Source organism: Halobacteriovorax sp. HLS, from assembly GCF_004006665.1.
Taxonomy (GTDB): domain Bacteria; phylum Bdellovibrionota; class Bacteriovoracia; order Bacteriovoracales; family Bacteriovoracaceae; genus Halobacteriovorax.
Genome location: NZ_QOCL01000001.1, coordinates 270,711 through 285,896 on the forward strand (window position 1 = coordinate 270,711; position 15,186 = coordinate 285,896).

Genomic DNA, 15,186 nt, shown 5'->3' on the forward strand with positions numbered 1-15,186 from the left:
TGGCTATTTTATATCAATTCTCTTAATGACTCAACTCTTGTAGAAATTGGCCATAAATAGTACACCTTTGTAGAAGTTCCGAATGACTCCCCTTGTCTACAACTGAACCATTATCCATAACAATGATTTGATTTGCCCCAATGACTGTCTCTAATCGATGTGCAACAACAAATGTCAAAGACTGTTTTTGAATAAGTTCAACCACTTTTCTCAAAGCGAGTTCTAGTTCTGAGTCTAACCCTGAAGACACTTCATCAAAAAGGACTACTGGTTTTTTCAAATAACACGACCTAATCGCAGAAAGAAGTTGCTTTTGCCCCAAAGAAATTGTTTTTTGATCTAGAACACTTTCATAATTAATCCCCCAAACATTTACGAGATAAGGAATTTGTTCTTCCACCCATTGCCAGAACTCAATAAAACTCTGAGGAATTTTCTCACAAAGACATATATTAAAGGCAACTGATTCAGAAAAAATATGAGATTCTTGAGAGACGATCCCTACAAGTTCTCGGTAGCGAATGACGTCTTCAAATCCGGCCCCAGGAAAGTTGACTGTCTCCCCCTCGCCTACTAGCTCTATATTTGAATTGGGAGCGATTATATTTCCACTTAAGATTTTGAGTAAGGTAGATTTACCACAGCCAGAAATTCCAACAATTCCTACGACATCCCCTCTTGAAGCGAAGAAATTTATATTATTTAAAGAAAAAGCGATTTCATCTTCGCTTCTCTTTGGGTACGCGAATGAGTCTACAGAGACGGACATATTTTTTACTGACATATCTTTTTTAAGAAAGTCCCTTGGTGAAGATACCGTCTTTTCTAAGTCTTCCATAAACTCACTTATTCTATCAATCCCGCTGGCCGCTCTTTGCACATTTGCAATTTTTCCTGCGATGTCCTTAACTGGGCCAATAGATCTTTGAATTAAATCCACAATAACTAATATTATTGCCGCCTCTGTAATTCCACTAAAAGGGAAAATGATAACAACAAGAGCAAGTAGAAGTGGATAGAGAGACTCAGCAATTGAATAATAACCCGAGTCCCATATATTAGATTTTAAAATTTTACCAAGATAGTCATCGAAAACACCTTCTGATTTTTTTGAGGCAAAGTTTCCATGATTAGTGAAATAAGTTTCTTCAAACCCTCCAACTAAGTTTGCCACCGTTTGATATACATCTCCTCTAGACTTTCGAACAGACAAAAAGACAGTACGCATATACTTACTCCCCCATACTAGAAGAATTGCAGCTCCTACTTGAGAAGCTACCAATGCCCCACCCATTACAGTATTTATTTTAACAAAGCTCAGCATGCAAGACACAACAAAGAAAAGATCAATAAATATTCCAAATGTTCCTGAAGTCACAAGCTCTCTGACAGATTCAGTGTCATTAACAATACGGCTTATAATTTCACCTTGTGGATATTTTTCCTCATGTCCAGTATCCCCTTCTTGAATCTCATAACTTAGCAGCCACTTTTCGTAACACCAACTTCTAACATTTTGTACCAGTAGTTTTACAAATTTGTTGATGCCGAGTTGATATAATGCTCTATTAAAATAAACACCCAAAAAAAGATAAAATAAGTTTTTTATACTTTGAAAAAAGAGTTCTTCCTGATCATAGCTTGCAGACAAGTCGGCAATCATTGAAGGAACAAAAGAACCTAAAGCAGCAGATATAATTAAACATAGTCCAATAAATGCTAAAAGAAGATAAGCTCCTTTAAAAGCTAAAAAATTAGACCATTTGATTTTTGAAGTATTCATATATTTTTGACTCATTTGTTAATATATTTTCAATATAACCATTATCAACAAGACCTAAATCTTTATCTAGATAGATAGCATAGTTAGAAAGCTTTACAGTTGTTAAGCGATGAGAGCTTAAAACAAAAGTTCTATTCTGTGATAGAGGATGATCTTTTAGTTTAGAAAAAATTTGCTTCTCTAAAATTAAATCGACAGAGGAAAAAGGGTCGTCCCATATAATGATCTCACCATTAGACATGAGGCTTCTGACTAAGCATAATCTCTTTGCCTGACCGCCAGAGAGACGTTTTCCATGCTCTCCTACTTCAAGATCAAATAACCCGCTTCTAGTCGATTCCAAATAATCTAATCCAAAGAGCTGTAATAGATCATAAGCTTGATCTTCTTTTTCTTTAGTCACCTCATTACCTAAGAAAATATTAGACCTTATAGAGTCATTATAAAGGTAAGGGTTTTGAGCTACGTAAGAAATAGATTTTCCACGAAGCCTTAAAATACTTGCGACTTGCTTAATGACTTCAGTTTTACCACAGCCAGTTTGTCCGACAAATACGTTCCACGAATTTTTAGGTAAATCCAAAAGAATTTCTTCATCCCAAAATTCTATATTGAACTTACTATCTTCTAAGTTTGAGTTTACTCTCTTCATTTTAACTTCTTGCTCGGAAGGTCTATCAATTGAAGTCATAAGTTCCTTAATTCTTGACCAAGCTCCAGCAGACCTTGCAAAGACGACCCCTATCCATGAAAGAAACATCATCGGCTCTAAAAAGAGAAATACGAAACCAGAAAATAATATAAGGGAGGATGCTCCCAGGGATTCCATTTTAATAATATAAGCTCCCCACAGTAACGAGATGCCGACACCGAGAGGTACTAAAGGGATAGAGAAAGCAATATTGTTACCTGCTTTATAGAAATTATATAATTCAGAAAAAGAATGTCTTTCAAATAACTTTATAAAAGAATCTTCTGAATGATAATTCTTAATAGTTTTCTTTCCAGTATAGGATTCCATAATGAAGTTTTGAACTTCACCTTGCAAGTCTTGGGTTTTTCTATAGTACTTCTTATTTCGACTTACAATAATGGTGAAAAATACAAACGAAACAAAAACAGGAAGCAATGCCAATAGCAGCTTTGAGTTAAACTTTGAAAGTTTAGGAATAAGAACACTCATCGCGATAATAATATTTGCAACTTGTAAAAGAGCAAAGCCAACTAATGCTCTGACTTCTTCGAGATCATTACCGACAGTTTGAAATAGTTGTCCAGCACTAAACTTCTTGTAACGAATTGGATTAGCACTTTCTAATCTTCTTATGGCCTCAATTCTTAGAAATTTTTGAAGCACACGAGCTGGGTAGAAAAAGAGTAGCCTTGAGGAAGTTCTAAAAACAATTATTCCTAATGAGAGATAAACGAACTGAATTGTATTAATTTTACCCGTTTCACTCATAACGAAATCGGCCAACTGCTTTGCTAAAAATGGCAACTCACTTTGAATATAATGAGTTCCATATAGTGCGACAAACGCACTTAAATACCATGGAAGAAATTCAATAAATTGATTTTTTAATAGGCCAAGTAGCCCTACGTCGAGTCTATTTTTCATAGAGCTAGTTATAGCTTAAAAATAACTACTAGCTAAGTAATATTAAGGATATCAAGCCATTTACACAAAAAGACACAGTGCAAGAAAATCATAAATTGACACAAACCTAAATCTTTCTTATATTTTTCCTATTCTTTTTGCACCCGTAGCTCAGTGGGAGAGCATTCCGTTGACATCGGAAAGGTCACAAGTTCAATCCTTGTCGGGTGCACCATTAAACTTACTTCACTATTAAATTAAAACGACTGTCTTTAGAGAATTTTTCATTTTTAAAGACCCCATCAGACTCATGAAAGTCTCGGCTAGTGAAACCTACAGTAATATGTGGGTAGAATTTAACTGGGTCAAACCGCGCATTTTCGGGAAGTAGTGTTAAGAGCTTCTTTCTTAAAGCAATAAGATCGGCACTATCTACTATTATAAAGAAGGTGTCATCTAAGTCTTTATATCCATTTCCTATACTTAACACTTTAAAACTAGATTGATTCCAATCTTCTACAACTTCTTTTATTTGATTAATTGATATACCATGCTTATTGAAAAAACACTGATACTCGACAGGCGTAATCACTGTGATATGGGCCTCTCCTCTATTGTTCAAAGTTGGATGAAATTTTTTTAGTTGTTTAAATATATCTAGAACTGGTTCATAAGGAATATTTAAAGTGACGTATTTTCCATATTCTCCACTTTTATCAAAAAAGAGAAAATTTGATTGCTTATAAATATTAGAACTTAAGTTCAGTGAAATATTTTGTTGCTCAACAAACTTACGAGGCTGCGGCGTGTAGCTTTCATTACAATTAATGGCAAAGATATTAAATGAAAAAAGCAAAACAAAGAAGATTTTCATACAACTCCCTGCTAAAAAGAAAGACCCATTGAAAGCCTAAATTCTTTTGTGCTTATCTCATTACTCACACTACTGAAACCGACCTGAATCCTGTCAATATATTTAAATTTATAATACTCAAAAATATATCCAGCTCCTAGAGATAATGAGTTAAAACTATCTCCAGTGGAGTTATTCCACTTTTGTAATCCAAAACCTAACTCGGCAAAGAGATTTCCTACTCTATAGAGTCCAAACCCTCCTATATCATAAATAAGAAATGACTCCTCAAGCGTTGTCGCAGTCTCAGAAAGTTTAAACTGATGAACCCCAAGCTGACCTCTTAAACCCCATGAATTTGAAAACCACATAAAAGGAGTCCATGCGGCATCAAAGGTTGCTAGTGAATTATCCAAACTATCAGAAACAGAAATGTAGCTCAGAGCAAAGCTTGTCCACTGATTTCTCTCTCCAGTCGGGGCCTTTTCTTGATCACTATATTTTTCATCTTTCTTATAAAGCTGATATTCTTCACGACCATCTGTTTTCTTATTCTTTTCTAAAACCCATTCTTCTTCTTTAGATTGATGCTCTACTTTAAAGTCTTCTTCTTTAAGTGCTGCAAGCTCAGCAAGCTCTTCTTGCTCAATTTTCTTTGCCTTAGCTGATTTCTTAGGCGCTTGAACTTTTTGAGTCGAACGAGCTTTCTTTTTCGATTGAGAGATTTTTTTAGATGGATTTCCACTTGAATAAGTTTTCGAAGAAGCTGCTAACTTTTGATGAGAAAAACTTTTTTGGGAGTGCTTAGCAGAGTCTACTACAAACTTCCCGCCACCAAGTTGCTTCATCACTTCTTTCTTATCTTCGTATATCAATGTAATAGAATACTTACTCTTAACCGCAGGCATTGAGCTTAATTGCTTACGAATTCTTCTAGTTTCAGTTAAACGATTAAATGACTTATTAACAAATTGACACTTATACTCTAGAACACAACTACTGACTTTAGGTGCCGAGCTTTTACAAGACCACTTCCCTGCTGCTTTAGGCATCATTGAGCCACGGCAGTACTTTGTACTTCTGGCCATACTTAGCTCTGAGCGCTTTTTAATATAAGAGAGCTCTGATCTCTTACCTTCTACCACAATACTAAAGATGCCTTTTGCATTTTGAGCAAAAGCTAGGGTTCCAAAAATAAAGTAAATAAGTACAAATCTAAACATATGTAATTACAATGATACATCCAATTATCAATCCTTTATAGCCCTAAAAAAATTGTCACTTTTAAAAAAAAATAAAAAAATATCTCCTATTTAGTTGTCACTTAAAAATCTATAACCATTTGTAATTAAAAGATTTTTTCAAAAAATCAAACATTTGAGGCATTTACACAGGTTTAAAATAAATAAAGGGATTAAATATCTCAATTTATTTAACCGAGAAGCTACTCAGGAAGATAAGCTAAATATGAAAATTTTAAACTATTTACTACTATTCACACTTTTCTATGGTTGCGTCGCTGGAGACGTCGGTGGAGATAAGACAGCTAAAGGGGCCGCATCTAGCTCAGGAGCAAGTGCACCTCTAAATCCTTCTTTAACATCAGTTTCCCCGTCGACAACACTACCTCTAACAACCTCAAGCGATCTTTCCGTTACAAGTCTTCCATTTACTTCAAGTGTATATAATCCTAATTCAATTGGTTTTGTTTCTACATGGTATCAAGATACTAATGGTGATGGTGATTTCTTAGATGCCTCAGAAACATTAGGTCCATTTTCAAATACAGTTCCTTCTTTAAATTTAAATCCAAGCACTCTAGGTGTAGGAACTTATAATATTTATCTTGAAATCAGTGATGGTCTCGGGACAGTCTATGATTCAAAAACTTGGAACCTTGATGTCACTTCTCCTTCATTTACAGGTTTTTCTGTCGCTTCTTCTCCGAGTACTATAAATACATTCCATGCTTTAAATGCGACTTCATATGCCCTGAATGGTTTTACCATGAATGGTACTAATGATTCTCGTGGAACATTGATGACAGTAACTGGCTTCGCCGGTGGTCAAGACTTCTGTTTACAACAAACTGGAGTCGGTCCAGGCCTAGCATCAGACTATAAAGTTGTATTTTTAGATTCTGCCGATTCTCCTCTATCACCTGCTCTACCTGTTGGAATACCATTTAGTGGACTAGCTTCTGAAGCATGTTTATTTTCATATAGCACTGCGATTAGTTTTGCTGGGGCCCCTACTACAAATAAAGTAAAGGCCGTTGTCTACAATACAAGTTTTGGCTCTAACCCAGAAGTAACAAGACAAGAATGGGATATTAACGTAGAAGCTCTTAATACTGCTCCTACAATCTCGATTGATACAGGTTCCAGTACTGCCTTAGCATCTATTGTTCAAGGTGGAGCTGCTAACTTTGCAATTACAGTTGAGGATAAAGATCAAAGTAGCGCTAATGCAGCAGACTTTGCTATCAACTATACAATCAACTCTTCTCCAGTAGATGGAGCCTCTAATATGCCTCTTGATTCAACAACTGTAACTCCAGATTGTACAAGAGCATTAGGAGATGCTACTGCTGGAAAATACACTTGTGCAATTACTTTTAATTACTTTGGAGATGCAGGCTCTATTAACCCTGCCGCTGTTTATACAGTACAAGTAACTGCGACTGATTCTACAGCACTAACATCTAGTACTCTAACTTGGCTCGTAACTCCAACAGAAGTAACAACCGCGCCAACATTTCAAAATGTTCTCACCGGAGTTGCTGTTGCAAACCCACTCACAAATAGTTATATCTATGACACTGGCGATAATACAGCTTCAATTGCAGCTGCAAATGAAGGCGATACTCTCGCTTTCCAAGTAAGTATTTCTGAACCTGAAAGAGACGATTACACTATTACTTGGGAATACTATGACGCAGTTGCAGGGGCATATCAAACAGCAGCGGCCTCAACAGTTGTAACAAGATCAACGGCAACAGATCCGGTTGCTACAACGTCGGCAAGCTTTACAGTTCCAGAGTCGGCCGTAACAGGAGCCGCATCAGCCAGTGTAAACTTTAGAGTTACTGTAACAGATGCACCAGATACTTTAGGTGCAAGTAGTGTTTCTCAAATTTTTCCATTAACAATTACCAACGTAAACCCTGCTCCAATCCTTACAGGTGGTGCAGCATCCCCTGCTCTAACTTCCGTAAACTACGTTAGCGAAGGAACAGGTATTTCACTTTCTCACTCTGGCGCATTTAGTGATGCTTCTACCGCCGATGGCGATACTATCGTCTATCAATGGCAATCAGATGTGGCATGTGATGGAACATACGCAAATATTTCAGGAGCAACAAGCGCTTCGATAAATTGGTCTCCTAACGTAGGTTCAGGTGGACTTACGGATGGAGCAGTTGTGTGTCTTAGACTTTGTTACGGTGATAATGGATTTGGTAATCCTGCAGACTGTACAGGTGGAGTCGTAGGCCCTTGGGTTGGAGGAGCATCGAACTTTGTCACAGTGAGAGAATCTGATCAACTAGCAATCGCTTCAACAAATACCAAACATGCAACTTGGATGGATGGACTAGATCAATATATTGTAACAAGTTCTACTAATCAAATTACAGTCACTCAAAATCAATATAATGCTACTACAGGTGCGTATACAACGGGAGTAGATACTGTCACTTTCAATTCTGATACAACCTCTAATGCGTCAGAAGTTCCTTTGGACTTAAGTATTGTTGGAGATGCAACATCAATTTGGGTTGCCTATAGAATCGAAGAAGCTGACTTCTTCGTTACTCCTACTTCTGTTATGAGAGTAAGAAGAATCGATCGAGCAACTTTAGCAACAATAGACTCATTTGATATAAATGAAGTAACAGCTAAAATTGGGAGAATCACAACGAATGGTACCAATTGGTATCTACCATATATCGACTTTAATAACTCTGACTATATTTCCTTCAAATATGCAGCAATTGGAACGGCCGGTGGAGCAACAACTTCTGCAACGAGTATTGTAACAACTGCCGCAAGTGATCTTTATTCAGCATACGATTCGGATAGTGCACATATAGTTCTGGTGATTAAAGACTTAATTCTTGGAACACATCATATGTACAGTATAGATCCATCGGGTGGAGCTCCAGTTCAATCTGCAAGTGTTTCAACGATTTTTGCTGGCGCTACTGTTAGTAGAGTGGATGTCTCAGGTGCTAGAACAGGAAATGGTTTCAACTATGTTGCGGCAACTAATACTTCAAACCAATTAGTTCTTTATAGAAATACGGCCTCTACATTGGCGTCAGGATTTTTACAAAATCCTGTAAATACTTTAACTCCTTCAATTAATACTATCTCTGCTTTAACTGTACAGACAGGTGTTGATGGAGCAAACCATGAAGTTTATATTGGAACTGTTGTTTCTAATAATGCCTACCTCACAAGATCAGGCGATACTGGTCAAAAATCTTCAAGAGTACTTAATCAAACTGCCTCAAGCATAACCGCCAGTACTGGAGACGATCTTACATTGTTTATTCAAGAAAACTTTGTCAGTGGAACAGGTGACGATAATACAAATGACACTATTTTCTCAACATTTAGCAACGGTACTAATGTGCGCAGTGTCCCTGTTAATATAGAAGATAGTTCTTTTTCCGAAGCAACTCCATTTTTTCAATAAGTTAGAGGTTCTCTAACTAACAAGCCGCTTCATTACGAAAGATGATTTTAGTGTTATAAATTGCCCTAATAAAGGACAAGATTATGACAATAAAAATAGACCCTAAGGCCATTGATGCCTTAACCAACTTCACTCTCCCTACCGAAATTGGCTTTGGAAAAACAATAGTTCCAATTATGGCCGTGACCGACTACAAAGATGGTGTTTGGTCTCCTCTAGAGTTACTTCCTTATGCGCCAATAGTTATGGACCCTACTTGTAAAGTACTACACTACGGTCAAGAAATATTTGAAGGTATGAAGGCCTATCATGTTGAAGAGAAAGGACCTTACCTATTTAGACCAATGATGAATGCAAAGAGATTTAATTTGTCTGCTCAACGTATGGCAATGCCAGATATTCCTGAAGAACTATATATGGAAGCTGTTAGATCTGTAGTCGAGTATTCAACTGACTTTATACCGACAAAATCTGGAGAATCACTCTACTTAAGGCCTTTTATGATAGCGACTGAAAATAGTCTTGGAATCAAACCTAGTGACTCTTATAAATTTATGGTCATTGCTTCACCGTCTGGCTCCTACTTTAAAAATGAAGCTTTAAAGGTACTTATTGAAAGAGAATTCATTCGCGCTAGTCCAGGAGGAATGGGCTACGCTAAAACAGGTGGTAACTACGCAGGCTCTTTAATTTCTGCTAAGAAAGCAAGAGACTTAGGTTATGAACAAACCCTGTGGCTCGATGGTCTTGAGAAGAAGTATATCGAAGAGATGTCTGGAATGAATTTCTTTGCAGTTATTGATGGAAAAATTGTTACTCCAACAATTCAAGATACAATTCTTGATGGTATAACAAGAAACTCTCTCATAACTATCGCAAAGGACCTAGGTTACGAAGTTTCAGAAGAAAAATTTGAAATTGAAAAACTTCTATCATCAATTGAAGATGGTAGTTGTACTGAATGTTTTGCTTGTGGAACGGCGGCAATCATAACTCCAATTGGACTCTTTGGAGACTGCACGAATAATACTTGGGAAGTAAAAAATCCTATTGGTCCTGTTAGCAGCAAACTCAAAGAGACTCTTCTAGCTCTCCAAGAAGGTAGATTAGAAGATAAGCACGAATGGAGAATGGAAGTTAAGTAAAAAAAAAAGGCCTTCAAAAGAAGGCCTTATATTTTCTAGTGTCCCCCACCGATTGATGGAAGAATTTCAAGACAAATCATAGCTATAATAGTCGGACCAATGGCCCCCATTAATAAACCTAGAGGGCTAATACCTTCTTTACCAAAAGAGCCTTTTAAGATACCAAAACCTGCAGGGTTTGGAGCGTTGGCAATAACTGTTAAACCACCACCAGCAACTGCACCAGCAACAAGATTATATTTAGCTGAATCAGTTAGATCAACTAGTGAACCTAAATAAGTTAATGCAGCGTTATCAGTAATAGCTGTAAGAGCTGTAGCACCAAAGAATAGTACTATATCGCCCATTCCTTGAAGAATTGGTTGTAGCCACCAAGCTTGAAGTGAACCAAGTGTTACAAGACCACCTAGAAAGAAACCAACTAGTAATGATTCTTTTAATTTAATTTCATCTTGATACTCTTGAGTTACTGTTGCAAACCCTAAGAAGAATAAGAATAATCCCATGAAAAATACCATGTGGTGAGCTGTATAAACAACTAGTGCCATAAAGATCAGATGAGTAAGAGTCATCCACCATGTTGGAACCATTTCATTTGTGTGCTTTTCTTTAACTTCTAGAGCACCACTTAGCTCATTCTTAAAAATTATTGCAACAAGACTAGTAGAAATTAGGATTGCGATTACAGCTTTATAACCAAAGTTTGTAAGCATATGCATCATACCCCAATGCCATTTACCAGCAACCATAAGAACTGGAGGTGCAGCAAAGTGAGTTAGCGTACCACCGATTGAGATATTAACAAATAATAGACCAAGAGTCGCATACATAAACTTCTTACTCATTTTTCCAGAGAAGAAGTAATCTAGAAGAATTAATGCTGTAACAGTCATCGCAGCAGGCTCAGTGATAAAAGACCCTAAAATTGGACCAACAACAAGTGCTGAAACATAGAAGGCCATTTTCCCCGGAAGAGGAATTAGCTTTGAAATAGATAGAATAATTTTTTCAGCAAAAAGAATTATTGGTCTAGTACCGGCCATACACATAATAACAAAAACAAAAGCAGGCTCAGTATAATTTAATGATTCAAGGTAATGAATCGCTCCACCTACTACAGTATGCCCATCAGCTCCACCGAGAACCATAAGACCTTCTGTTGAAGACATATAAATGATGAGGATCGCGGCCCACATACCAAATACGGCCTCTACTTCTCCAAGGAAGTGAAAGATATTTTCACCAATTGATCCCTTTGGATATTTATGAGCAAGATGCTCAAATTTTGAGACCATGAAAGTGTGGAGAACTGCAACTGCAAACAGAATAGTTCCCACCAATTGAACATTAGTTGGATTCACTTAATACCCCTAGTTGATTCCTGAGTATATAACTCGGATTAGTTTTTGTTTTTAAAATATAAGTACCTAGAATTTTAACTCAGTCTTGGCCATTGCGAAATAAATTTTTTCTATAGATTTAAATTATCTCTAGCCTTGTGGAAGATCGATTGAAATAAGTGTTCCTATTTCATTTTTGGAGATTGTGAAATGACCGTTCATTTTACTTAGATAATTCTTTGTCAGACTTAGTCCAAGTCCTGTTCCAACTTCTCCACAAGTGCCTTTAGTAGAGAGAACTTTTTCATTATTATTTATAGCTTGGATTACCTTTTCAGAAATTCCCTCTCCTTCGTCCTGAATATTTAGGAGAACTCTACCTTTTTGTTTAGTTGTTGAAATTCGAATTGTACTATTTGTATCAGAGAACTTTATTGCATTAGAAATGAAATTATTAAATACCGAATTTAAAAAGATTGTTTCATGAACTTTAACTTCTACATTATTATCACTTTCATTTGCCAAAAGTTGAATATCTTTACTCTTTAGTTTGTGATCGAAAATAAACTCTGCATACTTAATAACATCCGAAACTTTAAGAGTTTTAAATTCCAAATTACTATTGCCGGAAAAAATTTCTTTTACATTATTAATAATTTTTACAACTTGATCGACTGAGTAATCAATATTAAGAATACTCTTTTTAAGCTTATCCCCTTCTCTGTGACCTAAGCGCTGAACCTCTAAGGCAGCTACAGATAGTGGGTTTGATATATCGTGGAATATAGTCGCCATAAGCTTATTATTAGTTTCAAGAGCTTTTTCTAAAGAAGAGTTATCTCTTTGCAGTTGCTCCGTTAATCTTTCGAGCTCAAGAGTTCTCTCTTCAATTATTGACTCAAGCTCATTATTAATCGAAATAAGCTTTGACTCACTTTCCATTCTAAAGAATTCACTTGCGATACGAGCAGCAAAGAATTCACAAATTGTTTTTAAGCTATCTTCATTTTCAAGTTCTTTACTATCTAGAAGAACAATGAGTCCTAAGAGTTCTCCATCATTTGTTAAAATGGGAGCTCCAACATAACCTTCTACACCCATCTCTTTTAAGAGAAGATCTTCAGGAAATAAGTTTGCTACATTCTTTGCATGTAAGCACACCCTCTTTCCAGAAAGTACATTTAAACAAGGAGTACCCGCTAAATTATATTCAAAGTTATCTACGACTTGAGCGTCAACAATTGTAACATCCGTAAGAACTTTCGTTTCTTCAACAGGTCTACCAATTAATGCGTATTTTACATTCAGCTCTTTTGAGAGATTGATCGCCAAAGCTCTTAAGTAGTCAATCCCACTAAGTTTTTGGTCAATTCTTGAAATTGTATTAAGGCGCTCAATTAAATTCATGAGCTAAATTATACAATAGATAGTGTGAAAAAATATAAGGGAATAGATAAAATAACAAAAATTAAGGAGAAATTATGAAATAATAAAGGGCCAGAACTCTGGCCCTAATTGGATTTAACCGTCATTACCTATTGAAGCAACAGGACAAGCTTCCATTTGCTCAACACATAATTCGATTTCGTCGTCAGTAGTTGGCTGCTTCATGATGTAAGCATTTCCATCTTCATCTTCCGCAAAAAAGTCAGGTGCCCCAGTGTAGCAAACGTTACATGCGATACAACCTTCACCGTTATCATCATCAGGGTCAGTACAAAACCATGCACCTGGAACATTCTTTTCGTGTTTCATATCCTTATTGGCCATGAATATCTCCTTTCTATAAATTCTCAAACTTATCTAGTTAATTTTACTATTATATCAGCTTTTTGTCGCTGGCCATTTATTTTCAAAAGCATGATTAAAGTTTCTTAATGATTTCAGGAGTATGCATCACGTCATTTCTTGTCACTCCTCCATATTAATGGCAGAATCACCCTTTAAAAAAATATTCAAATCAATATATATAATGGAGTATAGACATGGAGCACAATCCAATCGAAAGGGCAAAGGCCTGGGCAACAAATGACTACTTTGATGAGAGTTCAAGAAAAGAAGTTCAAACTCTCTTAGATAATAATGATGAAAAAGAAATAACTGAAAGATTCTATAAAGACTTAGAATTTGGAACTGGTGGAATAAGAAGTATTATTGGTCAAGGAACGAATAGAATAAATACTTATACTGTTAGAAAGGCCACTCAAGCACTTTCTAATGAAGTGATTCGCTCTGGTAAAGAAGAAGGTCTAAAAGAATTTAAAGTTGCAATTTCTTATGACTCTCGAAAATTTTCTTTTGAATTTGCTAAAGAGGTCGCATCTGTTTTTGCAGGAAATGGTATTCATGCATATATTTATAAAAGACTAAATCCGGTTCCACTTTTAAGTTTCTCTGTTAGACATCACAAAGCACAGGCCGGAGTGATGGTTACAGCTTCCCACAATCCTCCAGAGTATAACGGTTACAAAGTTTTCTGGAATGATGGCGCTCAAGTTACTCCTCCAAATGATATGAATATCATAAATAACTTCTTATCTATTTCAGATTTCTCAACAATCAATACTATGGATTTTGAAGAAGGTGTTTCTAAAGGACTAATCCACTGGGTTGGTGAAGATGTTGAAAATGCATACTACGACGCTATTGGGTCAAAAACAGTAAGACCACAGATGTGTCAGGAAAAAGGGGATAAATTAAATATTGTCTACACTCCAATCCATGGTACTGGTTACCTTCCTTGCACAACAGCGCTAAAAAATATTGGTTTTTCAAACGTTCAAGTTGTTGAAGAGCAAAAACTTCCTAATCAAGACTTCCCTACTGTAAGCTCACCAAACCCAGAGAATCCTGAAGCGTTGGCCCTTGCTGTAAAGTTAATGGAAGATACAGGTGCTGATATAGCAATGGGTACTGACCCAGATACTGATCGAGTCGGTCTTGCTTTTAAGCACGATGGTGAAATGGTTTATCTTAACGGGAATCAAATAGGTATTGTAATGCTTCACTACATGTTGAAGAGCCTACAAGAGCAGGCAACGATGCCGAGTAACCCATACTTTGTAAAAACGATTGTTACAACTCCTCTTCAGGATGTCATAGCTCAGAGTTTTGGTGTTGAAGTTGAAAATACTTTAACTGGATTCAAGTGGATTTGTGGAAAGATGAATCAAATCGAAAAAACGAATCCTGAACGAAACTTTGTTTTTGCTACTGAAGAATCTTTTGGATACCTCAATCATGAGTATGTAAGAGATAAAGATGGTGTAAGTTCAATCACTCTATTGAGTGAAATATGCCTCTATTATAAACTTAAGGGCATGGACCTAGTTGATGCTCTTGACAAAATTTATGAAGAGTATGGATTCTCACATGAGACTCTATTAAATATAAATTATTACGGCAAAGAAGGTTCTGAGAAAATTGCACGTATCATGGAAGACTTTAGAACATATGACGAGAAGACTCTATGTGGTGACGAAATTAGCTATTTAGAGGACTTCAAGACCCAAAAATCTAAAAATTTTACAGACTTAACTACTACTAAACTTGACCTACCGAGCAGTAATGTTTTAGGTTTCAACTTTAAGAATGGAACAAAAGTTTACATGCGCCCATCTGGTACAGAACCGAAAATAAAGTTCTATATTATGATTCAAGAAACTGAAGGCACATTAGACGAGAAGAAGGCCCGTGCTCTCGCAAAAACGGAAGAATTTTTAACTTTCATAAAAGCGAGAGTTGAAAAGGCCTAAAAAATACAGAGG

General features: G+C 36.3%; 10 protein-coding genes and 1 tRNA gene. 4 read left to right on the forward strand and 7 right to left on the reverse strand.

Annotated elements, in window-relative coordinates:
* Positions 1–22 precede the first annotated feature (22 nt).
* Together DPQ89_RS01370 and DPQ89_RS01375 are read right to left on the reverse strand one after the other, a co-directional pair.
* Positions 23–1,798, reverse strand: coding sequence for an ABC transporter ATP-binding protein (locus DPQ89_RS01370; protein WP_127714394.1), 1,776 nt, complete (start codon positions 1,796–1,798; stop codon positions 23–25).
* Positions 1,755–3,401 (reverse strand): ABC transporter ATP-binding protein, encoded by a 1,647-nt coding sequence (locus tag DPQ89_RS01375; protein WP_127714396.1) that lies wholly within the window; start codon positions 3,399–3,401, stop codon positions 1,755–1,757. Before DPQ89_RS01375 ends, DPQ89_RS01370 begins: the two co-directional genes overlap by 44 nt.
* Before the next feature lie 139 nt (positions 3,402–3,540).
* On the opposite strand from DPQ89_RS01375, the gene DPQ89_RS01380 reads away from it, so the two are divergent.
* A tRNA-Val gene (locus tag DPQ89_RS01380) sits at positions 3,541–3,615 on the forward strand.
* Positions 3,616–3,621: 6 nt separating this feature from the next.
* Here DPQ89_RS01380 and DPQ89_RS01385 read toward each other — a convergent pair.
* On the reverse strand, positions 3,622–4,254 hold the full coding sequence (locus DPQ89_RS01385) for a 2'-5' RNA ligase family protein (RefSeq protein ID WP_127714398.1): 633 nt from the start codon (positions 4,252–4,254) through the stop codon (positions 3,622–3,624).
* An 11-nt stretch (positions 4,255–4,265) separates the two neighbouring features.
* Positions 4,266–5,456, reverse strand: a complete 1,191-nt coding sequence (locus tag DPQ89_RS01390) for a hypothetical protein (RefSeq protein WP_127714400.1) — start codon at positions 5,454–5,456, stop codon at positions 4,266–4,268.
* A 244-nt stretch (positions 5,457–5,700) separates the two neighbouring features.
* On the opposite strand from DPQ89_RS01390, the gene DPQ89_RS01395 reads away from it, so the two are divergent.
* Together DPQ89_RS01395 and DPQ89_RS01400 are read left to right on the forward strand one after the other, a co-directional pair.
* A complete protein-coding gene (locus DPQ89_RS01395; protein ID WP_127714402.1) occupies positions 5,701–8,934 on the forward strand; it encodes a hypothetical protein in 3,234 nt (1,077 codons plus the stop codon).
* Positions 8,935–9,017: 83 nt separating this feature from the next.
* On the forward strand, positions 9,018–10,079 hold the full coding sequence (locus DPQ89_RS01400; RefSeq protein ID WP_127714404.1) for a branched-chain amino acid aminotransferase: 1,062 nt from the start codon (positions 9,018–9,020) through the stop codon (positions 10,077–10,079).
* 35 nt (positions 10,080–10,114) lie between these two features.
* Here DPQ89_RS01400 and DPQ89_RS01405 read toward each other — a convergent pair whose 3' ends face one another.
* The 3 genes from DPQ89_RS01405 to DPQ89_RS01415 all read right to left on the reverse strand — a co-directional run bounded on the left by DPQ89_RS01405 (position 10,115) and on the right by DPQ89_RS01415 (position 13,189).
* The gene (locus DPQ89_RS01405) at positions 10,115–11,440 is read right to left on the reverse strand and encodes a putative Na+/H+ antiporter (RefSeq protein WP_127714406.1); all 1,326 of its coding nucleotides are present in this window, start codon (positions 11,438–11,440) and stop codon (positions 10,115–10,117) included.
* Positions 11,441–11,569: 129 nt separating this feature from the next.
* Entirely contained in the window at positions 11,570–12,826 is a 1,257-nt protein-coding gene (locus DPQ89_RS01410) for a GAF domain-containing sensor histidine kinase (protein WP_127714408.1), read from the reverse strand.
* Between the two features lie 114 nt (positions 12,827–12,940).
* Positions 12,941–13,189, reverse strand: a complete 249-nt coding sequence (locus DPQ89_RS01415; RefSeq protein WP_127714410.1) for a ferredoxin — start codon at positions 13,187–13,189, stop codon at positions 12,941–12,943.
* 215 nt (positions 13,190–13,404) lie between these two features.
* Between DPQ89_RS01415 and DPQ89_RS01420 the strand changes: the two genes are divergently transcribed.
* Entirely contained in the window at positions 13,405–15,174 is a 1,770-nt protein-coding gene (locus DPQ89_RS01420) for a phospho-sugar mutase (RefSeq protein WP_127714412.1), read from the forward strand.
* Positions 15,175–15,186: the final 12 nt, after the last annotated feature.